At 32.9% G+C, this 26,225-nt stretch carries 25 protein-coding genes; 13 read left to right on the forward strand and 12 right to left on the reverse strand.

Features of this window, described 5'->3' with window-relative positions; translation table 11 throughout:
* Positions 1-254 precede the first annotated feature (254 nt).
* The 5 genes from Q0787_RS14655 to Q0787_RS14675 form a co-directional block, all read right to left on the reverse strand.
* On the reverse strand, positions 255-2,021 hold the full coding sequence (locus Q0787_RS14655; RefSeq protein ID WP_298903589.1) for an alanine racemase: 1,767 nt from the start codon (positions 2,019-2,021) through the stop codon (positions 255-257).
* The gene (locus tag Q0787_RS14660) at positions 2,018-3,097 is read right to left on the reverse strand and encodes a DUF1611 domain-containing protein (protein WP_298903590.1); all 1,080 of its coding nucleotides are present in this window, start codon (positions 3,095-3,097) and stop codon (positions 2,018-2,020) included. The genes Q0787_RS14655 and Q0787_RS14660 overlap by 4 nt, the downstream gene beginning before the upstream one ends.
* Positions 3,087-3,302: a hypothetical protein gene (locus Q0787_RS14665; protein ID WP_298903591.1), complete on the reverse strand. Its 216-nt coding sequence runs from the start codon at positions 3,300-3,302 to the stop codon at positions 3,087-3,089. The genes Q0787_RS14660 and Q0787_RS14665 overlap by 11 nt, the downstream gene beginning before the upstream one ends.
* A gap of 42 nt (positions 3,303-3,344) precedes the next feature.
* Positions 3,345-3,677, reverse strand: a complete 333-nt coding sequence (locus Q0787_RS14670; protein ID WP_298903592.1) for a hypothetical protein — start codon at positions 3,675-3,677, stop codon at positions 3,345-3,347.
* Positions 3,678-4,079: 402 nt separating this feature from the next.
* Positions 4,080-4,640 (reverse strand): AraC family transcriptional regulator, encoded by a 561-nt coding sequence (locus Q0787_RS14675; RefSeq protein WP_298903593.1) that lies wholly within the window; start codon positions 4,638-4,640, stop codon positions 4,080-4,082.
* 304 nt (positions 4,641-4,944) lie between these two features.
* On the opposite strand from Q0787_RS14675, the gene Q0787_RS14680 reads away from it, so the two are divergent.
* The 9 genes from Q0787_RS14680 (at position 4,945) to Q0787_RS14720 (ending at position 10,571) form a co-directional block, all read left to right on the forward strand.
* On the forward strand, positions 4,945-5,196 hold the full coding sequence (locus tag Q0787_RS14680) for a hypothetical protein (RefSeq protein WP_298903594.1): 252 nt from the start codon (positions 4,945-4,947) through the stop codon (positions 5,194-5,196).
* Between the two features lies 1 nt (position 5,197).
* A complete protein-coding gene (locus Q0787_RS14685) occupies positions 5,198-5,701 on the forward strand; it encodes a hypothetical protein (RefSeq protein ID WP_298903595.1) in 504 nt (167 codons plus the stop codon).
* 125 nt (positions 5,702-5,826) lie between these two features.
* Positions 5,827-6,474: a WG repeat-containing protein gene (locus Q0787_RS14690; RefSeq protein WP_298903596.1), complete on the forward strand. Its 648-nt coding sequence runs from the start codon at positions 5,827-5,829 to the stop codon at positions 6,472-6,474.
* 156 nt (positions 6,475-6,630) lie between these two features.
* Entirely contained in the window at positions 6,631-6,915 is a 285-nt protein-coding gene (locus tag Q0787_RS14695) for a DUF5076 domain-containing protein (protein ID WP_298903597.1), read from the forward strand.
* A 119-nt stretch (positions 6,916-7,034) separates the two neighbouring features.
* Positions 7,035-7,625, forward strand: coding sequence for a contractile injection system tape measure protein (locus tag Q0787_RS14700; protein WP_298903793.1), 591 nt, complete (start codon positions 7,035-7,037; stop codon positions 7,623-7,625).
* A 667-nt stretch (positions 7,626-8,292) separates the two neighbouring features.
* Positions 8,293-8,877, forward strand: a complete 585-nt coding sequence (locus tag Q0787_RS14705; RefSeq protein WP_298903598.1) for a hypothetical protein — start codon at positions 8,293-8,295, stop codon at positions 8,875-8,877.
* A 160-nt stretch (positions 8,878-9,037) separates the two neighbouring features.
* Positions 9,038-9,400 (forward strand): VOC family protein, encoded by a 363-nt coding sequence (locus Q0787_RS14710; RefSeq protein WP_298903599.1) that lies wholly within the window; start codon positions 9,038-9,040, stop codon positions 9,398-9,400.
* Between the two features lie 17 nt (positions 9,401-9,417).
* Positions 9,418-10,110 carry a nitroreductase family protein gene (locus Q0787_RS14715; protein WP_298903600.1) on the forward strand — a complete coding sequence of 231 codons (693 nt, stop codon included), beginning with the start codon at positions 9,418-9,420 and terminating at the stop codon, positions 10,108-10,110.
* A gap of 299 nt (positions 10,111-10,409) precedes the next feature.
* Positions 10,410-10,571 (forward strand): DUF1737 domain-containing protein, encoded by a 162-nt coding sequence (locus tag Q0787_RS14720; RefSeq protein WP_298903601.1) that lies wholly within the window; start codon positions 10,410-10,412, stop codon positions 10,569-10,571.
* A 25-nt stretch (positions 10,572-10,596) separates the two neighbouring features.
* On the opposite strand, the gene Q0787_RS14725 is transcribed toward Q0787_RS14720, so the two are convergent.
* Together Q0787_RS14725 and Q0787_RS14730 are read right to left on the reverse strand one after the other, a co-directional pair.
* Positions 10,597-12,297 (reverse strand): DUF2207 domain-containing protein, encoded by a 1,701-nt coding sequence (locus Q0787_RS14725; RefSeq protein WP_298903602.1) that lies wholly within the window; start codon positions 12,295-12,297, stop codon positions 10,597-10,599.
* Between the two features lie 34 nt (positions 12,298-12,331).
* Entirely contained in the window at positions 12,332-12,886 is a 555-nt protein-coding gene (locus Q0787_RS14730; RefSeq protein WP_298903603.1) for a LemA family protein, read from the reverse strand.
* 182 nt (positions 12,887-13,068) lie between these two features.
* Here Q0787_RS14730 and Q0787_RS14735 point away from each other — a divergent pair, with 182 nt between their 5' ends.
* From Q0787_RS14735 to Q0787_RS14745, 3 genes are all read left to right on the forward strand, one after another.
* Positions 13,069-13,443, forward strand: a complete 375-nt coding sequence (locus Q0787_RS14735) for a hypothetical protein (RefSeq protein ID WP_298903604.1) — start codon at positions 13,069-13,071, stop codon at positions 13,441-13,443.
* A gap of 72 nt (positions 13,444-13,515) precedes the next feature.
* Positions 13,516-14,274, forward strand: coding sequence for a DUF5995 family protein (locus Q0787_RS14740; RefSeq protein WP_298903605.1), 759 nt, complete (start codon positions 13,516-13,518; stop codon positions 14,272-14,274).
* A 348-nt stretch (positions 14,275-14,622) separates the two neighbouring features.
* Positions 14,623-15,369 (forward strand): hypothetical protein, encoded by a 747-nt coding sequence (locus Q0787_RS14745; RefSeq protein ID WP_298903606.1) that lies wholly within the window; start codon positions 14,623-14,625, stop codon positions 15,367-15,369.
* 73 nt (positions 15,370-15,442) lie between these two features.
* On the opposite strand, the gene Q0787_RS14750 is transcribed toward Q0787_RS14745, so the two are convergent.
* A complete protein-coding gene (locus Q0787_RS14750) occupies positions 15,443-16,357 on the reverse strand; it encodes a dimethylarginine dimethylaminohydrolase family protein (protein WP_298903607.1) in 915 nt (304 codons plus the stop codon).
* Positions 16,358-16,420: 63 nt separating this feature from the next.
* Positions 16,421-17,707, reverse strand: a complete 1,287-nt coding sequence (locus Q0787_RS14755; protein ID WP_298903608.1) for a citrate synthase — start codon at positions 17,705-17,707, stop codon at positions 16,421-16,423.
* A 225-nt stretch (positions 17,708-17,932) separates the two neighbouring features.
* On the opposite strand from Q0787_RS14755, the gene Q0787_RS14760 reads away from it, so the two are divergent.
* Positions 17,933-18,685, forward strand: a complete 753-nt coding sequence (locus tag Q0787_RS14760; RefSeq protein ID WP_298903609.1) for a DUF481 domain-containing protein — start codon at positions 17,933-17,935, stop codon at positions 18,683-18,685.
* A gap of 9 nt (positions 18,686-18,694) precedes the next feature.
* Here the strand turns inward: Q0787_RS14760 and Q0787_RS14765 are convergent, their stop codons facing one another.
* From Q0787_RS14765 to Q0787_RS14775, 3 genes are read right to left on the reverse strand one after another with little or no spacing between them, the layout of a single operon-like run.
* On the reverse strand, positions 18,695-21,022 hold the full coding sequence (locus Q0787_RS14765; RefSeq protein ID WP_298903610.1) for a T9SS type A sorting domain-containing protein: 2,328 nt from the start codon (positions 21,020-21,022) through the stop codon (positions 18,695-18,697).
* Between the two features lie 28 nt (positions 21,023-21,050).
* On the reverse strand, positions 21,051-23,813 hold the full coding sequence (locus Q0787_RS14770) for a T9SS type A sorting domain-containing protein (protein WP_298903611.1): 2,763 nt from the start codon (positions 23,811-23,813) through the stop codon (positions 21,051-21,053).
* A gap of 22 nt (positions 23,814-23,835) precedes the next feature.
* Positions 23,836-26,184 carry a T9SS type A sorting domain-containing protein gene (locus tag Q0787_RS14775; RefSeq protein WP_298903612.1) on the reverse strand — a complete coding sequence of 783 codons (2,349 nt, stop codon included), beginning with the start codon at positions 26,182-26,184 and terminating at the stop codon, positions 23,836-23,838.
* Positions 26,185-26,225 lie beyond the last annotated feature (41 nt).

Here is a 26,225-nt window from a genome sequence, read left to right on the forward strand (position 1 = left end):
AGCTTTAATGGTAATAAAAACCGCGATATAATTTCTGTTTTTGGGTGAAATCTCACCGAAATCAGGACATTTTATTCGTATGCAACCAGTTGTGGCTAATAAAAAATGATAGAAAACAAGGTGACGTTTTGAGACTTTTAATGTTTTTTAGAACCTACTTTAAGTTCAAATAGGGTTATTTCAATAAGTATTTATTTCAGTTCAAATCTATAGAATAGTGTTTTAGCAACCTAGTTTTGATTAGTAAGGACTGCTTAATTTTTTATGTTAATTGACATATCCAATTTAGAGATTGACCCATAAATAGCAAATTCCTTTTCTTTTTCGATTGCCCAAATAGCATTTCCATAATCAAAATGCCAATATTCTTTTAGATCACATACAAAACCTTCACTTTGAAACAAACCTATTAATAGTGCTCTATTTTCTTTAGCTTCTTCACTAATTTTGGGATAGTAAGGATAACACTTTTTAGAAAGATTTATATCATATCCTTTGTTCGTGCCAAAATCCATTACACATTTTTTAGCATCATCATAAATTAATGCATCTACTGCACCTCCAGTAGCATGCATTGACTTTGTAGGAAAAGCAATAAAATAACTAACAATTTTTTTAACTCCGGAGAAGGATTTTTCTGGATACTCTTTTTGAAAAAATTCAAATTTAGTATCCCATAAAAGTTGTTGATGCTCTGAAGATCTCCATGCTGATCGAATAATCAACCTCTTATTTTGGGCATTTAACTTTTCACTAATTCTCCCTATTTTCCCAAGAATGTCTTCTCTAACGAGGTACATATAATCTACAGAAATAGAAGGCTCAAAAATTAAATTAAAATCTGTATTAATTAAACTTATTAATGGCGAGTTATTTTCTGAAATTCTAATTGAAGGAGTTAAAAGTTTGTTCCTACTATCTTTTGCTTCAACTGCTTTGCAGTACGCTTTACATTCATTAAAATTGATTGTATTTTTAGTTATATACGGTGAATTTAATACTCTTAATAAAGCACTATAGTTCAAGTCAAACTCTACAGTATCTCCTACTTTTAAATTTGACTTGGTGTTATCTATCACAATGTGGTCACTACTTGCACCCAAAATATCAATGTTTTGCCTTGGAGTAATTCCTGAAACATCAACATCTTGTCCTCCTATAGCTAGAATAGCTCTATCCATTAAACCTTTTTCTTTGAATTTTTTAATTTTTCCATTGGCATTTTGAGATACTTTGCCATAAGGTTTGGAAGGTTTTATTTTTGATTCAATTACTTCAACCACTAATGTAAAAATGTCTGTAAAGAGTCTAGGTATTGGCTTTCTGCAAAGTGCTTCCCTTCCTAAAAAGATAGACTCTCCTAATCGTAAATTATTTATTCTACCCACATTTTTTGAAGATTTGAACCAATGATAGTTTGCAGAATTTCCGCCAGAAATAATTGCTAATTTAATTTTAAAAGTTTTTTCTAAATGTGTCGCTATTGATGATAGCTTACTCATTTTGCTGGCATCAGGCCCTATTCCTCCAAAACAAGCAAGATTTGAACCTATCCCTATTAAGGAAAGCCCTTTTAATAGTAGTACCTCTTTTACAGTGTTATTTATTTCTAAAGGCATAATTCCTTCTCGTAAATCTCCCAGCTCCACCATAAGAATCACTTTATGTATAATTTGATTCCTTATAGCATATTTTGATAGCTCTTTTAGGACGATGAGTTCAGAATTTAAGCTTATATCGGTGTAAATAACAACTTCTTCTACTTGGCTTAAAGCAGGTGTTCTCAATAACAAATACTTTGCTTGAACACCAGCTTTTCGCATTTTCACAATATTTTCAATTCTAGAATCTGCAAGAATCTTTATGTCTTTTTTTACTAAAATTGAAGCGATTAGTGGATTGCCACCAATGACCTTTGTAACACCAGTAATTTGAATTCCTTTGGAGCCATATAGCTTTTTTAATTGTTGAATGTTATGGGCGATTTTTCCAATATCAATATCTATCCTAGGGATTTTCAAAGTAATACGGGCTCTCTCTTTAATTTCGGAAATGTTTTTAATAGTTCCTTTATCAGTTTATCACATCCATGCTTCAAGACATCTGTAGTAGGTAGGTTATAATCTATTTGATAATCTATAATAGTATTATCAATTTCTTGATCAGTCATATCTTCATGATTAATAGTAATAGCAATTACCTTTGATTTAGAAAATATTTCTATCATCTCTATCTCATCCTCTAGTGACAACATTGGGATATTAGGATAATCGCAATAATTTTCTCGCATTGGTGGATGTTGAAGAATAATTGCATCTGGCATTGCGCCACGTAAAATTGCACTTGAAGAAGTAAAAGCAGGATGGCTTAAAGCACCTTGACCTTCAACAACTATAATATCTGGTTGTTCTTTCTTACAAGCATTTAAGATAGCATTTTCAACTTCTCCCGAAGCAAAACCAGAAGTTAAAACATCTATAGCAACACCATATTTTGACCCTTGGAGTATACCAGTTTGCCCTGTGGTTACAAACACAGTATTAAAATCCCTTTCTCTCAAAGCGTTTACCAAAAGTAAAGCAGTCGTTCGTTTTCCTACCGCACAGTCAGTTCCCATTACTGCAATTATAGGAATCTTTACATTCTTTATACCTCCTGTAAAATTATGGAGGTTTTCTCGTTTTGGAGGTTTTCTCACATCCTGAATAGTAACTCCATATTTGTTGGCAATATCTCTGAATTGAACATTATCATTTAAAAATTCTGGCATACCATTAACAATATTCATTCCGTATTTGATGGCAGTAAAAATTATTTCTTTTTGTTGGTTACTCAAAAAAGAAGTGAGAGGCGCTATACCATAAATAAAATATTGAGGAATATTTTTCAATTCTTTTAAAGCACTTTCCAAGTTATTGAAAATAGGAATCCCATTTTTTACACCGTCGAGATATTCGCCTGCATCCAAACCAACTTTTGTACTATCAATAATTCCAACAATTGTATAGGTTTCCGACTGACGAACTAAACCATTTGCAACTTTTCCATCTGTATTTCCAAATTCATTTTCACAATAAACTAATGCATTACTTTTCATAGTTATTCATTTTTAAATTATTAGTTTTTAATTGATCGTCAATATATGGCATTAGTTCTCTTTCAAAATAGACAAGCTCTTTTGCAGTAGGGTCTGCCTGAATATTACAATAGTATATTTTCCTAGCATATACTCTAACAATGAGTGGCACTGAAGGCCTAACTTTGGCGAACACAAAATCGCCAGCTTTAAATCTATTTTCCATGATTTTTTTATGATTATTTCTTTAATGATAGAACAAAATTATCTAACCATTTTTTATTGTAGTACATATCATCTTGAATGGTAGGTTGGCTTCAATTGAACTGCCAACAGCCCTAGGAATAAGAACTGAATCTCCAGTTTGCATAAAGGATGAATTGTTGTTGATAACTACTTCAGCTTTTCCTTCAATAATATAAATGAATCGAGAAAAAGGGGACTTTTCATATAACTGGACTTTTCCAAAATCAAAAGCAAAGACTTGTATGACACATGTGTTTTCAACAACTATATTTTTTACTCCAATAGTATTCGTACTATAATTTAGTAAGTCCAGTAAATTAAATTTAATAGATTCTTCAAACTCACTATTTTTCATCCTTCAAATGTTCTAATGTTTCCCTTTTCTCTATTCTGAATACTTTTTTGCATTTCGTTTTAAAATTTTAGCAGCTTTTTTTTCTTTAGCTGTTTTGGCAGCAGGAGTTTTACTGTTTTTTTTCTTACCTTCTTTTTCTTTTGACATTGTTTTAAGTATTTAATTGATTGTCATTTAAGTTAATGTAAATGTTATTTATAGTATTGTAAAAAAAACTAAATGAGTTACATATATCACAGATACAGTTGTATTATAAAAAATAAAAAAGCAGACTAGTAAGTCTGCTTTCACATGCCAAATGAGATATTTCATTTGGACTTACCCTAATTGATTAATAGCAATGCAAATTTGATTGATTTATTATAGTTTCAGTTACATAGCAATAACTCTAACTTACATAAATCACAGATTCTCTAAATTATACTTTCTTTTTTTACCTATTTTCTTATAAAATGAAGGGGATTGTCCTGTTACTTTTTTGAATTGATTAGATAAATGGGCTACACTACTATAATTAAGTCTATAGGCTATTTCTGTAAGGTTTAACTCGTCATAGAGTATGAGCTCTTTGGCTTTTTCAATTTTATGCTTGATAATAAAATGCTGTATTGTAATGCCTTTGACCTCGGAAAAAATATTAGACAAATAAGTATAATCATAATTCAATTTTTTACTAATAATGTCTGAATAATTAGTTTTTGGAACTTCATCAGAATAGTGTATCATTTCAATTATAACATTTTTAATCTTATCTATGAGTATACTCTTTTTATCGTCTAATAATTCCAGACCAGATAGAGCCAAATTTGATTTCAGTTCTTGTTTTAGTCCATTAGTAATATTCTCTTTTATTTCAATCATACCAAGTTCAATACTTGTATAATGCAACCCTAGTTTTTCTAGCTCATATTTCACCATGAGTTTACATCGTAAGCTGACCATGTATTTTATATATAATTTCATAACATTTCAACCTACTTGACAATAGTTTTAAAATTAAGCTTTATTTTCTGAAGATTAACTATCTATATAACTAATAAACTAAATAGAATATTTTTGAAATAGAAATGAGATAGGATTTGCATTTCAAAACAAAAAAAGTAAGATATAACTAGCCACAACACCGTGTATAATTCATTACTAGTTCTGCCTGTACTCGGAAAATCCTGCGGATTTCCCTAATGGTTCGTTTTCTTTTGCTAACTTAGTTCATACTAACCAAACCATATACGAACACGTTGTGGTACATTTTAACAAACCTCATAAATTGAAAAGAAAAATAGTACAAATAACTATAACCATAGGAATTTTAATTTCTGCTAAGTTTTGGATTGGAGTTTATACTCATGATGAATTTGGGCGGAAAAATATATTTATTAAACATAAACCTATTTGGAAAACGTTTTTCTATTCACCAAGAGGAATGAGTGATTTAGAATTATCGGAAATGTCTACCGAACATAAGGAAGAACAGAAGATGTTTGATGAATTTGTTCTTAAGAATCAATCAATGGAATAAAATGATTCAAGCCAAACATTGTGATTTATGTGAACATCCCAAAAGAAGTCTAAAAAAGGGATTGACTTGCGGTTTGACTAATAAAAAACCTGATTTCAAGATTTCTTGTTCCGATATTAAATTCAGTAATTCATTTAAAGAGTATCTACCAGAATTATCAAATCAAATTGAAAATGTAAAAAAAAGAAAAGCATTTGCTTATTTGACATTTATTCTGGCAAGCCTTTTGGGTTTAATTATAATTGTTGGAAGTTATCCTATACTAGAAAAAGCTTTAAAAAAAGATCATCCATATTCCATTTGGAAACATTTAGAAGTTGTTCTTTTTTTTTATTTTGTTGGAAGTGGTATAATATCAATGGGATTGTGGTCTTTATATAAACATAGAAAGGCATTAAAAAAACTCGAATCCGAAAAAAGAGAGTTAAATATGGTTCTTAGCAATTATAAACTTGACATTGAATCATTAAACAGTAAAAAAACACCACCACAACAACGTGTATAACTAATTATTCGCCCAGCTTGTACTCGGAAAATCCTGCGGATTTCCCTAATGGTTCGTTTTCTTTTGCTAACTTAGTTCATACTAACCAAACCATATACGAACACTTTAACACACCTATAAAAACATTGAGAACTACAATAATTTTATTTCTAATTTTAGTTTCATGTCTTTCTTTTGGACAAGGAAATGGACTTTATAAGTTTCGGTCTGAAAATGGTAAATATGGATTTATGGACAAACATGGAAAAATTCAAATAAAAGCAGAATACTTATTTGTAAACGATTTCGATGGAGGTATTTGCAAAGTTTCCAAAGAAATTAATAACAAAAATTACAAATGGATTTTTATAAACACCTTGGGACAAATAACAAGTTCAGATAAAAAAAACTTCCGAAGTGCAAACAATTACAGTTCTGAAACAAAAGCTAAGGTCGGATTTACATCTGATACATTTGTTCCTTTTCAAAAAAATGGATTATTAGGTTTTAAAGGCGATAATGGCAGAGTAATAATTGAACCCAAATTTTATAAAGTTGATAAATTTAAGAACGGAGTATGTGCAGTGAGAGTAAATCAAGTACAATTTGAAGTTGCAGGAGATTATTTCTTTAATGCCTTGATTGACGAAAATGGAAAGGTTCTAATTGAAATCGAAATGCATTGCTATATGGGTTTCCAAGGAGAATTAATCGAATTCTATGGAGGGCCTCACTTCATTGGAGGAGTTTACTATCTGAATAAAAACGGAAAAAAAATAAATCCAACTCAATAAACAGCGTGTATAGTTAATCGCTTTTTCTGTGTGTACTCGGACACGAGCCAAGCGAACTAGTGAAGCAAACCATACACGAACATGTCGTATGCTATATAACTGATAAATAATAACAGATTTGAATAGAATTAATAATTTAATATAAAATATAATATTATGGGAATTTTTTCGTCACATGGGAATGAAATCAAAGTTAGGTCTGAAATAAAATCTAATCCGAATACATATGAATGTTTACGAATTTGGATGAATCAAGGAGCACCCGAAATCTTTGCCGAACCTATAAAAGAAACACCTGACCCAAGAGCTTGGGGTTCTGTTCTAGCGGATGCAGTTGCCCTTGTGTCTAGCCACAATGCAACAAACGATAGTGAACGCAAAGAAGCTATGAAGCAAATTCAGGGGATGTTTAATTCACTAATCGATGGTTGGGTCAAGTAAATAGGACATACAACAATTGGTATCAGTAATTGCTTGTTCACACTTACTTCTGAAAATCCTCACGATTTTTCAGTTTGGTGTGTACTTACAAAGTTAAGTGCTAAACCACGTAACTGGCCATAACACAAACACATAGCACATTACCAAATAAGCGCAACACTTTAAACAAAAAAAATATGAATACAGAATCAACTTCATTTCCGAAAGAGGGCATTCCCATTTCAAATGCAGGATTAGTCCTGCTAAATAATTATGTTTTAATGTTGCTAGAGCGCTTGGGAGCAATAAAAGACAATGCTTTTATATCAGATAGTGCGCAGTTGGATGCAGTACATTACTTGCAATATATCGTTACAGGACAAAGCCAAACAGAAGAATCTTTATTACCATTGAATAAGGTATTGGTAGGGCTCTCGCCCAATACGCCAGTAAAAAATAGTATTGATATGACTGAGACACAAAAACAACTCATTGACGGGATGATTACATCTACTATTAGTTTTTGGACAGCTATTGGAGACGCTTCTATAATGGGTTTTCGCGGAAATTGGTTGGTACGAGATGGTATTTTGAGAGAGACCGAAAACCATTGGGAACTAACCGTCGAAAAAAGAGCCTATGATGTATTATTGATCAAATCACCATTTTCGTTTTCAATAATAAAGCTACCATGGATGGAAAAACCATTGCATGTTACTTGGCCATTTTAAAACAAAGTCACAACAACATGCATAATTTGTAGCGCATTCTGTATTTACCTGTTTTCTTTTGCTAACTTAGTTCTAGCCTATGTAAACGATACCATACGCGAAGACGTTGTATCACATTTAGACTTGCTCTGACGAAATGAACAAAATTACCCTAATATTAATTATTGGCTTAATAATAATTGTTTTCAATTGGTTATCAGGTTATATAAGTACTACATTTTTATCATCAAAATATGAATCGAAAGAATCAAAAAATTATCTGGCATCAAATAGATTAAAGTTTAAAAAGTTAATTCGTGATACAAAAAAACTAAGAGTAAAAAGCGAAGTGCTTAGAGACAACAGATCTTTTTTACGTAAAGTATATTCTACTAGATGTCTACATATTCTTATCGTAACATCTGAAATAAATAATAAAGACGCAGTTTTATGGGTTGAAATACTGTGGTCTTGGAGTTTAATGCCTGCAAAAAAAAGAGAATTGAGATACTTTAAAGAAACCAATACTGACATTATAAATCATCTGATGTAGAATAAAAGTGCAACAACAACTGTATATTTAATAATTCCTTCTGTGTTTACTTGTTTTCTTTTGTTAATTTAGTTCTTACCAACTCAACTATTAATAGACTAACGCGTTAGGCGCAATAATAAAAAGTCATTGCCTGTGAGCATTATTAGACCATCAGCATCTGAAATTGAGAAATACATTCAAAAATGGCATTCACTAGATAATTATGCACTACAAGAAAGAAGTTTAAATAAGCTCTTTATTAAAACCTATCCTCTCAATAACGACTTAGATAATGTCCTTATTAAAGTCTGTTCGCTTAATGACTTCTATAGCACTAATATATTTTCTCCTTTTAAAGTTGCAAAGCATATTGTGTCATTAAAAATTGATGAACGATTAAAACGTAAGGATTTAAGTTTAGTTAATGATATTGCGTTAGTCAAAATGAAACAAAACAAAGAAATCAATTTCTATTCTTTTGCCACTAAATACTGCAGCCATCATGATCCATTAACATATCCAATCTATGACAGTTATGTAGATAAATTGTTAATGGCTTTAAAAAGACTCGATAAGTTTAGTGATTTTAGAAAAGTTGATCTAAAAAACTACAAAGAATATAATAGAATATTGACGGACTTTCAAAATAGATATTCTCTTCATAAATATACTCTAAAGGATATAGATAAATACCTTTGGCAAGCGGGTAAAGAACACTTTGGTGGTAATTACAAATAATTTTATACATCGCATAACAACGTGTATAGTCAATTACTTGTTCCGTGGGCACTACGAAAACTCTACAAATCCCCTCTGATTTGTTTTCTTTTACTAACTTAGTTCCAGCCAATACAAACGCGTTATTAACCAGTCAAAATAAAGTTTATAATTTAGAATTATGCTAACAGACATCCATCCGAAGTTACCAATGCGTGACAAAAATATTACCAAAGAATTTTATAAAAACAATTTAGGATTTAATGTATTCGGTAGTGCCGACTTTGATGGTTATTTAATGATGGAAAAAGATCAAATTCAAATTCACTTCTTTGAATTTAAAGCAATAGACCCTAAAGAAAACTATGGAATGGTATACATCAGAACTGACAACATCGATAGTTTTTACCAATCACTATTAGATAACAACACACAAATACATCCAAATGGACCGTTAGAGATTAAACCTTGGGGACAAAAAGAATTTTCTATACTCGACCCAGACAGCAACCTTTTAACCTTTGGGCAGAGCATTTCAACATAATTTAGATCAAAAAAAGTATGGAATCACCAGATCATATAATCATCAATGGATACAGACATAATTCTTTTGAAACAGAATTATTTTCTGAGCATGAATTAATCCATAAAAGTAAAACCTTTCATAATTGGCTAGACAAACGTAGGTCTGTAAGAGATTTTTCTGATAAGGCTATCCCTAAAGAGGTTATCGAAAACCTAATTAAAAGTGCGTCTACTGCGCCTTCTGGTGCTCACAAACAACCTTGGACATTCTGTGCTGTGTCTAACCCAATTTTAAAATCCAAAATTCGTAAAGAAGCAGAAATTGAAGAAAAGGAAAGTTACGAAAACAGAATGAGTGAACGCTGGAAAAAGGACTTAGAACCCCTGGCTACTGATATGCATAAACCTTTTTTAGACGTTGCGCCTTGGTTAATTATCGCATTTAAAAAAGTATACGAATTTGGAGATGACGGAACAAAGCATAATAACTACTACGTAAATGAATCTATCGGAATTGCTTGTGGTATGTTAATTTCTGCGATTCACGATGCTGGTTTAGTTACCCTTACACATACGCCTAGTCCAATGAATTTCTTGGCCAAAACCTTGAATAGACCTAGTAACGAAAGAGCATTTTTATTACTTCCAATAGGTTACCCAAAATTTCCAACATATGTGCCCGATTTGAAACGAAAAGCACTAGATGAAGTTGCCATTTTTTATGAGTAATAGAACATCATAATACTTCAGTTAAAACCTTACTGCTCATAACACTAAGACTTCTCTCTAAGTTCCGTGACTTATATAGAGGCCTGAAACAGGTTGTCCTATCCTAAAACTCTCTAAAAAATACGTAGTTCTACGTATTGTATTGCATTCACTTTCAAAGTAATTTTAAGTACAACTATTATTTGAAGCTGATAACTTCTCTTTTGGACGATTACTTATAAAAACATGAAGGAGTTATTGTTTTCACACAATTAAATACAACAGATTTAAAACAGAACCTAACATAAAAACGATAAGAAATGGAGTTACATTGTATGATAGCACAAGGAAGGTCAACTCAAGACCTTTGGGAAGAAGTGCATTCAAGGGTCCAAGAAGGTTGGACGCCTCAAGGAGGTGTCGCTGTGGCTAACGCGTCAAGTTTGATATTTCTTCAAGCATTGGTGATGAAAGTAGAATGAGTAGATGCCTCATTTAAAAACACAACTACCAGCCGCCTCCCCCGCCTCCGCCTCCGCCACCACCAGAGAACCCACCGCCACCTGAGCCACTTCCACTACTTGATGGTGGTGTAGCAGATTTGCTTATGGAATTGGAAAGTGATGAATTTAAAGTGTGATTAAATGTCGAGAAATTCCCTACCTGACCGTTATACCATGTAGGCTGATAGTCTTGATCAATTACGGATTTGTTAATTAAGTTTTGAAAATTTTGCCCCCAAACACGTTCTACTCCTAGCACGACTGCATATGGTAATAATGTTTCAAATCTTTCTGGTGTTAACTCTGGCGGATTAAAATGAGCTATTTGTTTGACTTCCGCTGCATTCATATACATCTCAAATCCATCTATCAAAGATTTAAGTCTGAGTTTTTCCACAGCAGGCTTTCTTATTAAATATTGGTAAATCAAAAAGAAAATAATATTTAATCCCAAAAATAAACCGAATATCAATCCGTCATTTTCCCCTCGAAGGTAATTAGACGAAAGAAATATAAACAAGAAGATATAAGCAATTATGGTTAATATAGGAGCAATCCAAAATTTGGCATTAAAGCCCTGATAAATGAGGCCTCGATGTTGTTTCCATAATGATGTCCTAAATGCAGTAACAGCGCTTTTTACTTTAGAATTATATTTTCCGTCTAATGCTAAAGTAGAAGTGTTCGAAAATAGTTTTTTGAACAGCACGCGTTCTTCCTTTTTGAGCTCTTTATCGACTTCCTTTAGTTTATGGATGACAAATTTTTTGCTTTTAAATAAACCAAAAACATAGTCTTGGGCATCTTCTTCAATATTAAGGTAGCCTCTTACAGCTAAATTTAAAATTGAGCCTGTAATCAAATCGCCATCATAACGCTGTTTATCTAACATACCAACAGATGCAGGCGACATGTTTTCTGGTACTTCAAATTGTGGATATACAGTTGGCTTTGGTGGATCTACACCAAATTTCAACCAAGTAAATCCGTAATAAAACAAAAGCATCAAGCTTATAAATCCACTTAAAAGAAGGGCTCCAAATTTCTCAAGAAATGTTGGAGGTGGCGGTGGAGCAGGCTGCTGTACAATACCCTTTTTAAAACCTACTGCTACAGTTAAATTCTCCCCAGGACTTAAGTTTTCGGCACTAAAACGAATGCTGTTATCAGCTATAACTTCTGCACTACAGTTGGTACTATCACTACCATATCTTCCCGTATAACAGGCATTTTGAATACTATTTCCTCCCTCTGGTAATGTGACTAGGCTTGACACTTGATCAAAAGGAAGATCCCAATCAAAACCATTTACATTCCAATAAATTTCATCGTAGGAATCAAAAAAGCGAATCTGTCTACCCATACTATATGTAATCGTATAATTGTATTCGCCTTCACTTAAAAACACATCTTTTTCACCGACATAAATGGTAATCGTACCACTTCCTTTTTTGGTATGATATTTTGAAGACCTACCATCTCTTTCAACGGATAGAATTTTAAAATCAAACAGTACTTTTTGTCCTAAACTGTCTAAACCTTCTGTTGGAATGGTACGTGTAATACCTCTTTTAAAGATGTTTCCTTGGGCATAAATTTTAATCGTCTCATCTACAATAATAGTACTTGAGGTATCCACTTCTATATCAGAATGAAATGAAAGTATGCGCTCACTTTGCGAAAACGAGGCAAAAACGTTCGACATTAATAGTACAATAAAAAAGAGTTTTTTTAACACTTTAAAATTTTACTTGTGGGTTTTCACGTTCTGCTTCGGTATCAATTTCAAAAAACGCTTCTTTAGTGAAGTTCGTCATTCCGGCTATAATGTTTGAAGGAAATGAATCTATTAAAATGTTATAATCGCGTGTCGTGCCGTTATAATATCGCCTTGATTTTTCAATGTCAGATTCAATATCTGACAATTCATTTTGCAAGCTTAAAAAATTCTCATTTGCTTTGAGTTCAGGATATTGCTCAGCTACCGCATACAAGTTTATAAGTGATTTGTTTAACCCGTTTTCAGCAGCTTGCTGTCCCTCAACTGTAGTTGCATTCTGCGCTTGGCTTCTTGCTTTTGTGACATTCTCAAACGTTTCTTTTTCATGGCTTGCATAGCCTTTTACAACTTCAACTAAGTTCGGAATTAAATTATAGCGCTTTTTCAATTGAACGTCTATACCACTCCATGCTTCGCCGACAAGCATTTTTAATTTTACTAATCTGTTGTAAATTCCAATGCCATAAAATGCAGCTAAAACAACAAGTCCTATTAATACGTATGTTCCTATCATAATCATAAAGATATTAAAATTTATATAAATATAGGTCCAATTAAAAAACAACCAAAGCACTATAACAGGTTTAATTCATAACTGTTTTACATACACACGAAAACCTTAAATATTTTCTTATAACTCATTTTCTTTCATTAACTTAGACATAGTTATCACATGATAACGATTAGATAAAAAACATGGGGTTTTTAGATAAATTTTTCAGTAATAAAAAGAATAAAGTTGCTAAATCGAACGAGTCAGCTGTTGAACATGCTGTTATCATATATTTCAATTATGAGCTTGAGGGAATGGAACATATTTACGCATTGAGAGACAAGCTAGAAACAGCTATTGAGAATAACAATTTGGGAGAATACGACGGACACGAAATGGCAATCGATTATAGTGATGGTTCCTTATATATGTACGGACCAAATGCCGAATTATTATTCAATGGTATTAAACCGATTTTAGAAACGACCACCTTTTTAAATGGAGCAAAAGCCAAATTGAGATTTGGACCACCTGAAGATGGCATCAAAGAAATTATAGTTGACATTAAAACTGAATAATCTTTTATCAAATATCTTGGAAATAAACTACCAACATCGTCACTTTCACAAGCAACCTAAAACCAAACCATCATGCCGCGTCCAACAACCATACAGCAAGTCTTAGATGAACTCGATAGCATCATTAGCGACAGTATTGCCACGAATAGCAGGTTGGGTTTGTTTGCCTATATCTATAGGCGTACTACGGCAGAAATAGCAGCGGAAATTGATCTGGGAAATTTTGAAGACAACCAACGTCTAGAGCTATTAGATGTAGACTTTGCGAATTTGTATTTAGATGCCTACAAAGCCTATAAAAACAATCAACCTGTAAGTGCGTCTTGGGCTTTTGCCTTTGAACATGCCAAAGAGCCTTTGAATATTGTACAACACATTATGTTGGGTATGAATGCACACATCAATCTAGACCTCGCGATAGCCACAGCTACAACGATGTCTGGAAAAGACATTCGAGATATTGAGCAGGATTTCAATAAGGTGAACGCTATTCTATTTCAGATCACTAATGAGTTGCAAGATCGACTAAGTCGTGTGTCTCCACTCCTATTTGTTCTAGATTGGCTAGGAAAAAACACAGATGAACAAATTATCGATTTTAGTATGCGAAAAGCACGCGAGCAATCTTGGAATTCGGCAAACTTACTCTGGCCTTTAACGGGAAGTTCCCAATTTGAAACAACCAAAAATGGAATTGATCAATTGGTACTTAAACTAAGTCAGCATATCGCAGCTCCTAAATCCAGAATCATTCGGTTTTTCCTAAAGGTCATTCAGAAGTTTGAAACGAAAGAAGTGAGTCGTATCATTTCAAAACTAAAGGCAGAATAAACACCTCGAAGCCGTTTTTATTTTAATGAACTCGTCATAAAGACTATTAGCTCCAATAGCATAAATATCAACATAATTCACACATTATCAATACATTATACGTATAACACTTTCAATATTCAGTATTAAATCAACATATAATCAGCTTATATTTAAGTCAATTTGTATGGTTTTCCCATAATAATACTAAGGCTTTCCCATAGTCTTTGGTCAAACGTTAATCTTACCTTTTTAGAAGTTACATCAATGAATGATAAAACTTTAAACCACTTATCTCATAGTAGTGAACCAAGGAGATATCTGAAAATCCTAAAAAGAGTAAGAGCCAACTTATATTTAATTTATTTTATGAAAACTCAAGTAAAAATTTTAGCCTCCTTTTTAGTAATAATCTGTATGACATTTTACGCCTGTAACTCAGATAATGACATAACCGATAATAGTGATCAACAAACTCGTGTTGTAAATGATGAGTTTAGCCAAAGAAAAAAAGGAGGAAGTCAAATTCAATATAATCCAAATGGTCCTTGTCCTATGAGTGGTCCGTTATGTATTATTCCAGGAAACACCTATACATTTACAATAAATTGTAATGGCAATAACCCATCTGGAAATGTGTACTGGACTTATAGTGGATCTGGTATAACGCCAGCTACACCTCTAGGTCCTAATGGTCTTGGGTCGTCAAGTCAGTCGTTCACGTTTAGTTCAACCTTCAATAGTACAAATACATGGATTCAAGCTGTATGTGATGGCAGTTTTGGATGTAAAGATCAAGTGCTTTTAGAAACTTGCAACATTATTCCTCCAACATGTTCAATTTCTGGACCTAATTGCGGTGTAGAAGGTGATATCTTAACGTATACTTATAATGGCGCTAGTAATGTAAATTGGACGTCCTTAAGTTCTGGTATTACCTTGATAAGTTCTAGTGGAAACACAGCAACTTTCCAAGTAAATTCAAACTTTGGACAAAATGGAGGGTCTATTAGGGGAAGCGCAATTGGATGTAACACCATCACTTTTGATATTTCTAATTGTTGTGTTCCATCTATAATAACAGTAGATTATGACAGACGTGTCTATAAAAATTAAATGTATTAGATATCTTGTATAACGATGATATTATTTTCGGCACTCAAATAAGCAAACTATTTGGGTGTCGTCTTTATTCTCTAATCAATGGCATTGTACTACAACGTAACAAGCCTTCTTGTTTAGCAATTTCGGCATAAGGTACTTCCTCAACCGTAAAGCCTTGCTCTCGTAACCATGTATTTAACCTCGTAAAGTTCCGTTCAGAAATAATGACATCTTCAGAAATAGAAAATACATTACTATTCATATTGTACATTTCATCTTTCGTAATTTCAAAGATGTTCTCTTTTCCGAAGAAATCTACCAACCATTCATATTCGCTTTCAAGGAGGAATCCGTTTTTATGAAGTATAGCTTTATCCTTACCTACAGGTTGAAAACAGCAATCTAAGTGTAGGGCATTCTCTTTAGGTTCTGTATTAGATTTACGCAATTCGAATGCTTTTACCGTTTTTTCAGGAAACAGTTCTTGAATAGCTATTACGGCATCCATATTAGTGCGAGCTGTAATAAAATCTGGGTAGTCATCACCTGAATATGTTCCAATAAAAATATAATCATTCCAAGGCATCACATCGCCTCCTTCTACATGACACTCTTCTGGTAAACGTACGCGATTCTCTTCTGGGATTTGAGACCATACATGTTCGATAGCTTCAATTTCACGATCACGATCTGGTAAAATATTGGCAAAAATAAATGTGTTGTCAATCACAAAACCAATGTCTCTAGAAAAAATCTGATTGTAATCGTTAATCACTTGAGGTCTATAAACGGTAACATCGTATTTTTTAAAGACCTCAGCGACAGCTTCCATTTCTTTAATCATATCTGCTTCTACAGGATAGGTTCCAGCTTTGATATGTTCGGCAGATTTTGGATCGTAAGTATCTTCTAAGGAAGGTGTTGGCCCTACGCTTTCTGCTGTTCCTAAAACAACAGCGCGTAAGCGAGCAGTTTCGTTTTGTACGTTAGGTTTGATCATAGATTGCAAATATAAAAAAAGCTCCATATTAATATGAAGCTTTTAGTTGGCATTTAAAGTTGCCTATCTCTTATTTATGTCTTTAAACGGTCTGTACGTTTCACCAATATAAATCTGTCTTGGACGACCAATTGGCTCCTTACGTAAGCGCATTTCTCTCCATTGTGAAATCCAACCAGGTAAACGTCCTAAAGCAAACATTACTGTAAACATTTCTGTTGGAATACCCATAGCGCGATAAATAATTCCAGAATAGAAATCTACATTTGGATATAGCTTTCTATCTACAAAGTATTGATCTTCTAAGGCTTCTTTTTCTAGGCCTTTAGCGATATCTAAAATTGGGTCTTCAACACCTAAATCGGCTAAAACCTCATCGGCAGCAACCTTAATTATTTTAGCTCTCGGATCGAAGTTTTTATAAACGCGGTGACCAAAGCCCATTAAACGGAAAGGGTCATTCTTATCTTTGGCTTTACCCATATACTTTTTAGTATCACCACCATCTTCTTTAATACCTTCTAGCATTTCCAATACTGCTTGGTTAGCACCACCATGTAATGGTCCCCAAAGCGCAGAGATACCAGACGACAATGAAGCAAATAATCCTGCATGGGACGAGCCTACAATACGCACTGTAGACGTAGAACAGTTTTGCTCGTGGTCTGCATGAAGGATTAATAATTTATCCAAAGCGTTAACTAAAATTGGGTTTTGAACATAGTCTTCATCTGGACGCTTAAACATCATTTGAAGAATGTTCTCTACATAGCCAAGAGATGTACTTCCATAATCTAACGGCATACCATGTTTCTTGCGCATTGTCCAAGCCACTAAGATTGGGAATTTACCTAAAATTCTAACAATGGCGTTATACATTTCCTCATCAGAATCGACATTCACAGACGTAGGATTAAATGCTGTAAGCGCACTCGTTAACGATGCTAATACACCCATTGGATGTGCTGCCTTTGGAAAGGCGTCTAATATTTTTTTTACGTCGTCATCAACAACAGCGTGCTTCTTAATATCTGAATGGAATTTTTCCAATTCTCCTGCATTAGGCAACTCACCAAAAATTAAAAGGTAAGCTACTTCAAGAAAATCTGCCTTTTCTGCTAATTCTTCGATAGAGTAACCTCTATATCTTAAGATTCCTTTTTCACCATCTAAAAATGTAATTGCGCTTTCGCAAGACCCTGTGTTTTTATAACCTGGATCAATAGTCGTTACACCACCTGTAACACCTCTAAGTGTTTTTATATTTATTGCAACTTCGTTTTCAGTACCTGTAACTAACGGAAAATCATGTTTTTGTCCATTAATTTCTAGTGTAGCTTTATCTGACATATATTTTGTGTATTTTATTTTGTGTGTTTGTCGAAATCGAGATTACGAAATTACGAAATATCTAAGGATTTACGAAGTCTATTTAGAAAGGTTTTAACAATTGTGATATTCATAAAATTGATATGGATTTGCCCCCTAAACATTAGCATATTCTCAATATAGAATTACATCGTCTGTCCTGAAGTTGTCAAAGTAAATCTTATTTTTGACAACAAATTTATACTCATGAAATATTTGCTGCTCATTATCTGGCTATTAAGTTTTGGTGCTAATGCTCAGGTGGTTAATATCGAAACATTACGGAAGCCATCAGATTCGGCCAAATGGACAGGTTCTGCTAGTCTTGATTTATCGCTAATTAAAAATACTAATAACATTTTCCGCATTTCTAATAAGGCTCATGTTCAGTATAACAATACCAGATCACTTTGGTTATTTGTAAACGACTTAAGTCTGCAACGTGCTGACGGATTTTCATTGGTTAATAGAGGTACACAACATTTAAGATATAATCGTCGCATATCTAATAGAGTAAAATGGGAAGCTTTTGGACAAGCGCAATACGACGCCATTTCTCAAGTAGATTTTAGAGGTTTATTAGGAACTGGTCCAAGATTTAAATTATCCAATAACGATAAGTACCGCTTCTATTTAGGAACGCTTGTGATGTACGAATACGAAAAAGCATCGAGCGACATCGCAGACCGCATTCAAAAAGACATACGAGCAAGCACTTATTTGTCGTTTAGCATGTATCCTACAGAAAAGATAAGTATTATTAGTACCAGTTATTATCAACCAAAAATAGATGCCTTTGGTGATTTTCGTTTTTCGAGTAATACAGCCCTCCTCTTTGAAATTTTTAATGATTTGGCCTTTAAAACGAGTTTCAATTACTTCTATGATGCCGTTCCTGTAAGTTCTGACATACCAAAAACCCAATATGAATTAACCAATGGGTTGTTGTATACGTTTTAGGATCTTCATTTAATCTTTGATAATTTTCTCAACACCTGTACCATTTTCGGTTTTAATTTTGAAAAAGTAAACACCATTAGTCAAACTCGCTATTTGTAAGGAGACATTTGCCTTATTAACTATAGACGTTTGTATGATTCGTCCTTGAACGTCATATATTTCGATAAATTTAATTGTTGTTTTTGCCGAAATCGTAAGGACATCACTTACAGGGTTTGGGTAAATCGTTATTGAAGGATCAATCTCATGATCGTCTATTGATAAATTTTGGAAAACGGTATTGGCATTATTAGTCACTATTGGGAAGTTATAGTCAAAATGAATATCGGCCTTTTTAGAGACCAGTTCACTAGGCTGCACATCACTGTTCGTTCTAATTCTAAGCAAAATATTACCATGTCCTCCACTAGCGCTTAGGTTTATGTCTTCAAAAATAAACTTTACTTTATCGTCTTTAACTCGGGTATCTACAGGATCTGAAGCATTTAAAACTCGCAGTGTATTGATGTCAAACTGAGTTGGGTCGATATCAATTTCTATGACAACATTTTGAGCTGCAAAATTTCCGATGTTTTCAAAGTTGACGATATAAGCCAAATATGCTCCAATCTCAGATGTTGGTAAAATATCACCTTGCAAGCATGTAATATCATTGGGATCATATGAACCGACGACTATTTGCTTATATTCAAAAATATTATCTGATGGCACCTCATCACTAGGTATAGGATTAATAAGCACATTAAAGTTCAATTGATCACCAATGTTTACGGCTGGAACTTCCATTGGCGAATTGACATTAAGTGTAATATATATACTCCTATTTTCAAAAGGTAAAAGGTCTATATAATCCCATGACAGGCTACCAAAAGTTTGATTGTCTGGTGCTGTTGTTGCTGAAACAAAATCTAAAACGTCATCATTAAAGGTCATTTCAAAATCACCAGAAAGTGTTTGGTTTCCTTTATTTCTGTATACAATTTGATACAGAGCATCAAATGCAGGAACGGCAAAATCTATAGGTGCAATATAGATCTCAACATCGTTATGGGTTCCTACTGGTGTGATACAAAAATCTTGAACTTCAACATTATTGTTATTATCTGTAAATGATACATTAGCGGTTAATGGCGTAATATTAAACCAAGATGGGTTTTCTAGGTTGGGTTCAAAATCGTAGTTACCAGTTAATGTGTAAAAATTATAAACCCCTTCATCGCTCGAAAACACAGATCCCAAACTTGTACCATCGTTAATATTCATTTTAATATGTGGTTGAGGAATATCTAAGGCATCACAACCATCTTCATTAAGATCATAAATTACGCTGCCTGTTATGGTATTATAATCACCACCAGGAGTAAAAGAACAATACGAACTTACTACTGTTGTAGGCTCTGCTTGTAGTTGCACACTATTAACTTGATCTTCATCTGCACAGATAAAATCTAATTGAGTTGAACTAAACATCAATATAGCCTCAATGCTCCCATTTTTGATATTTAACTCTGTAAGCAATCCATTTCCTGAGCAATCTAAATTTTGAAGATTAGTATTTTGACTTAGATCGAGAACCGTAAGCAAATTAACAATCCCACAGTTTAAATCTTGAAGACTTTCACAATCTGAAGTATCTAAACTAGTTAGACTATTATCCTGACATCGTAATATCGTTAGTTGGTCTTTTTGGGTAAGATCTAATTGTGCAATACTATTAACACCACAAATAAGTGTTTGAATATCAAAATTTTGAGAGACATCCAGAGTCGTTAGATTATTCATATTACAGTCTAAATAAGTTAAATTTGGACTATTAGATAAATCTAATTGAGTTAATTGGTTATTATAACATGTCAACTGCTCGAGGCTAACATTTTGAGAAAGGTCTAAACTAGATAGTTGATTATTATGAGCAGAAATATTTTGAAGGTTTGCGTTTTGAGATAGATCTATGGTCGTGAGAAAATTATCCTGAAATGTTAATAGTGTAAGATTGGTGTTTTGGGTGATATCCAAATTGGTTAATTGATTGTCAAAACAATTTAAAATCTGAAGACTTGTATTTTGCGAAACATCTATACTAGACAATTGATTAGAACGGCAATTAAGTTCCAACAGGTTTGTAAATGCTTCTATTCCTGTTAAATCTGAAATATTAGAATTTTCTACATTTATAATGGTTTGAGCTAATGCTTCACTTACCTGAATATCTCCATCTGTGTTGGTATCAACTCCTTGAGCAATTAATGTCGCTTTAAAATTAGCATCTGGAATATTCACTATTTGGGCTTTTGCAAAGCCTGTTACTAACAGTAATAAGAGCACTATTTTTTTCATAATCAATATATTAATTGTCTTATTAGGTTCAATTTTTAATTATCTTTTTTAAATGTGAGCCGATATCTGTTTTAACTTTTAAGAAGTAAACCCCTTGATTAATATGAGATATCTCTAACGTTGTCATTAAAGTGTTAGGGTAATATGACTGCACTTTTCTACCTTGAACATCAAATAGTTCGACATGCTTAATTATAGATTTGGCTTTTACGTTTACAATTCCTACTGAAGGATTTGGATAAATGTGTATCGTTTGGTTTTCAAACTCGTTTACTGATAAGGTTTGAAAAACAGTATTCGCTATATTGGTCTCTATTGGAAAATTATAATCAAAGAAAATATCGGCCTTATTATTTACAAAATCTCCAAGGACCAAGCTCTCAAGTGATCTCATTTTAAAAACTACATTTCCTTTACCTTCTGGTATTAAATTGATATCATCAAAAACAAACTCGATTGTATTATCTAGAATTCTAGCCATCATAGGATGTGAACTATATAATATTTGTAATGAACTGATATCAAATTGTGTGATATCGACCTCATCTTTCACAACGACAAAGGTTGCTGCTGCTGTTCCTGTGTTTTCAAAATTGATATTATAATGTAGGTACTCACCTATATATTCTGGACCTACAATGTCTCCTTCCAAACATGTAATATCATTTGGATCGTACGAGCCTACAACAACTTGATTAAGGTTAAATACGTTATCTGTAGGAATTTCATCTGTAGCTTGAGGTGATATATTCACTTGATAATGCAAAATATCTCCAATATTTACAGCTGGTGTTTCCATTGGTGAATTAACATTTAAAGTGACTTCTATAGTTCTACTTTCAAAAGGTAAAAGGTTGATATAATTCCATGATAAGGCACCCGTAGATTGGCTAATTGGCATTTCACTTGATAAGATATAATTGAGTACTTCATCATCAAAACTAAAGTCAATGTTTCCTGATACAATTTGATTTCCTTTATTTTTATAGACAATTTGATAGATCGCATCAAAGCCTGGGCGCGCAGGAATGATTGGAATTATAACAATTTCTACATCATTATGAACACCATTAGTCGTTACACAAAAATCCTGTACAGCAGTATTATTGTTAGCATCGGAAAAAGAAATTGTTGTTAGCTCTGGTGTAATATCAAACCAAGGAGAGTTTTCAATTCCGGGAGAGAGGTCAAAGTTTCCTTCTTCTGTATAAAACGTATAGTTTCCATTAGTATTAGTAAACATAGCGCCTTGATCTGTACCAGTATCAATATTAATTCTAACATTATACTGCGGAAAATCGTTAACATCACAACCGTTATTATTGCTATCAATAAGAGCAGTTCCGGAGATGGTATTAAAATTTCCGCTAGGTGTAAACGAACAATAAGAATTCACTTCAACACTTTCAGGAGCTTGATTGTTTATAGCATCTAACTGCTCGTCATCCACACAAATGTAAGTTAGATTTGGGTTATTACTAAAGTTTAGAAGATTTTCAATGCTTCCATTTTTGACATTAAGCTCAGTAAGTTGGTTATTAGCAGCAAAAAGTACTTTAAAAACTGGATTTTGTGAAAAATCCAAGCTTGTTATTTGATTTGAAGTACAATTAAGTTCTGTGAACTCTGGACATTGAGAAAAGTCTAATTCGCTTATTTGGTTATTACGACACTGCATTTCTTTAAGAGCAACATTTTGTGTTACATCTAAAACAGTGAGTTCATTATATAAACAATATAAATATTCTAGCTGCGTATTTTGAGAGAGGTCTAAATCTCCTATTGTATTGAGATAGAGGCTCAGTGTTGTTAAGTTAGGGTTTTGTGTAACGTCAATACTCGTAAGCAAGTTTTCTCCGCAAAACAATTCTTCAAGATTAGGGTTTTGAGTCACATTTATGCTGGCAAATTGGTTATGCCAAATATCTAACTTAATAAGGTTTGGGTTTTGAGACACATCCAAATCTGCAAGCTGATTATGATTGCACACTAAAGTTTCTAGGTTACTATTTTGTGTTACATCCAAGTTTGTTAACTGGTTATTATTACATTCAAACCGTTTTAAATTTGTGTTTTGGGATACATCTATTGAGGTCAACTGACTTCCGTAGCAAATTAGAGTTTCAAGATTGATGTTTTGGGATAGATCAATACCAGCCGTTAAAGGATTCCCCACACACTCAAGAACTTCCAAATTTAAATTTTGACTTACGTCTATAGTGGATATCTCATTACCAGAACATTTTAAGGTTTTTAAGTTTAGGTTTTGACTTACATCTAAAGCTCCAAGGGATATATTAGAACAATTTAGATATTCAAGATTTATATTTGGAGATACGTCAAGACTTGTGATATCAATGGCACTGCAATCTAGTGTCACCAAATTTAAATTTTGAGATATATTTAAACTGGTCATTGGATTGCCATTGCAATACAGAGCTATAAGATTGATATTTTGGCTAAGGTCTAGATCTGTCAATATATTGTGCCAACAATGAAATTCAACCAAGTTCACATTTTGAGACAAATCTAGACTCGTTATGCCATTCAAATCACAGTTTAAATATTCGAGATTGGTAAATGCTTCTATTCCTGTTAAATCTGAAATTCCAGATTGGGAGACATCTAAGGTCGTTATTGTTTGAGCTTCACTTTCTTGAATTTCTCCATCAGTATTAACATCAACACCCAAATTAATCAACGCTGTTTTAAAATTGGCATCGGGAATATTGACAATCTGCGCATTGGCAAACCAAGAAGTAAATAATACTATATATAGAACTCTTTTCATACTCAATAATTAATTCAAACCTTTATTGCTTGACGATTTTTTCTAAATGTTCTCCTTTCGTTGTTTTTACTTTTATAAAATAAATCCCATCAGTTAAATTTGAAATATCAATAGTCATTTGAGCCAGATTAGGAAATAAAGATCTAACCCTTCGCCCTTGCAGATCATAAACATCTATATATTTGATAACCGACTGTGTATTGATGTTTATTAGATCTGCTGAAGGGTTCGGGTAAATGTGTATTGTGTTGTCTTCAAATTCGTTTACAGATAGCGCGTCAAAAACAGTATTCGCAACATTTGTTTCGATTGGAAAATTGTAATCGAAGAAAATATTGGCTTTATTATCTACAAAGTCGCCTTGTACTAAGGTTTCTAATGATTTTATTTTGAAAACTATATTGCCTTGACCTTCTGGCGCTAAGTTGATATTATCAAAAAAGAACTCTACAATTTGCCCTTCGATGGTGGTTGTCATGTCATGAGAACTATATAGAACTTCTAATGTATTAATATCTAATTGGGTATTATCAATACTATCTTTAACCGCTATAAATGTTGCAGCAGCTGTCCCTGTATTCTCAAAATTGATATTGTAATGCAGGTATTCTCCAATATGTTCTGGATTTACAATATCGCCTTCTAAGCAAGTAATATCATTAGGATCGTATGATCCTACTACAATTTGATTAAGATCAAAGCTATTATCTGAAGGCAAGTCATCTGTAGCTAAAGGTGAGATACTAGCATTGAATTGTAAAATATCTCCAATATTTACAGCAGGTGTTTCCATAGGAGAATTGACATTTAAAGTCACTTCAATAACTCTACTTTCAAAAGGTTGAAGGTTAAGATAATTCCATGATAAAATACCTGTAGATTGTGTAACTGGCATTTCGCTAGAAAAAATATAATTGAGAACAGCATCATTAAAACTAAAGTCAATACCTCCTGAAACTATTTGGTTTCCATTATTTTTAAAAACAATGTCATAAACTACATCAAAACCAGGTTGAGCAGGAATTATTGGTACGATAACGACCTCTACGTCATTATAAGCACTATTTGTTGTTAAGCAAAAATCTTGAAACTCTATATTATTATTGTCATCAGCAAATGAAATCGATGTTGATGCAGGAGTAATGTTAAACCAAGGAGCACTTGCAAAATCTGGTGCGACATCGAAATTTCCTTCATTGGTATAAAAAACATATGTTCCATCAGCATTAGTGAAAGTTGACCCTTGATTTACGCCATCATCGATAGTAATCTTTATATTAAATTGAGCCGTATCATTTACATCACAACCATTATTATCGCTATCAAAAAATGCTGTACCTGTAATGGTGTTATAGTCACCTCCAGGAGTAACCGAGCAATAATCTGTAAAAAGCACTTCCTGGTCGAATTCAAACGCCATAAAGTATGCAAAGTCGCTATCTGGATCATCAACACACATCACTTCTAAACTTGTTAGATTTTCAAAGTTGCCATAATTATTAGCATCACTATAATTATTATTTCCTGTTTTATAGTTTAAATAGGTAAGATTTGGATTATCATTTATAGAAATATATTGTACAGTAGTTAAACTACTTAAATCTAATGTAGTAAAAGCATTATTTGCACAACTAAAACTCCATAGATTGGAATTAATACTCACATTTATATCTGTCATTTGGTTACCATCACACCTTAAAATATACAATAGAGGATTGCTACTTAGATCAAGGCTAGATAATTGATTATTACTAAGACCTAAAGCGTTCAATAGCGGAAGATTGCTCACATCTATACTAGACATTAGATTTTCACTAGCAAAGACATTTAATAACCCTGTATTGGTACTTAGATCTAATGTTGTGAGTTGGTTCTCATAAATTTCAATATCTGTTAATGACGTAAGGTTAGTTAAATTTATATCACTCAAGTGATTATACATTGCACGTATAGTTGTTAAAGCTACATTACCACTTAAATCTAGACTTTCTATTTGATTAAAAGAACAATCTAAATTCGTTAACGATGAGTTATTGCCAAGATCTAATGCTGTCAATGCATTGTTAAACACATATAATTCTTCAAGATTACTATTATTACTTAAATCCATAGAGGTTAGTAAATTGTCTTGACAAAACAGCTTTTCTAAGTTAGTAAATGCTTCTATTCCTGTAAGATCAGCTATCGCTCTTCCGCTTAAAAATAAATTTTGAACCGTTGCAGCTTCTGTAAACTGTATTTCATTATCTTCATTGGTGTCTATGTCTGTATAGTTAAGCAAGTAATCCTTAAAATTAACATCAGGAATATCGACGATCTGCGCTTGAAGATATCCTACCGTAAAAAATAATAAAAGCGTAATGTTTTTCATGGTTGTTATTTTACATAAATGTACTAATGTTCTAAGGTAAT

It is taken from the genome of uncultured Psychroserpens sp. (assembly GCF_947492715.1).
Taxonomy (GTDB): Bacteria; Bacteroidota; Bacteroidia; order Flavobacteriales; family Flavobacteriaceae; genus Psychroserpens.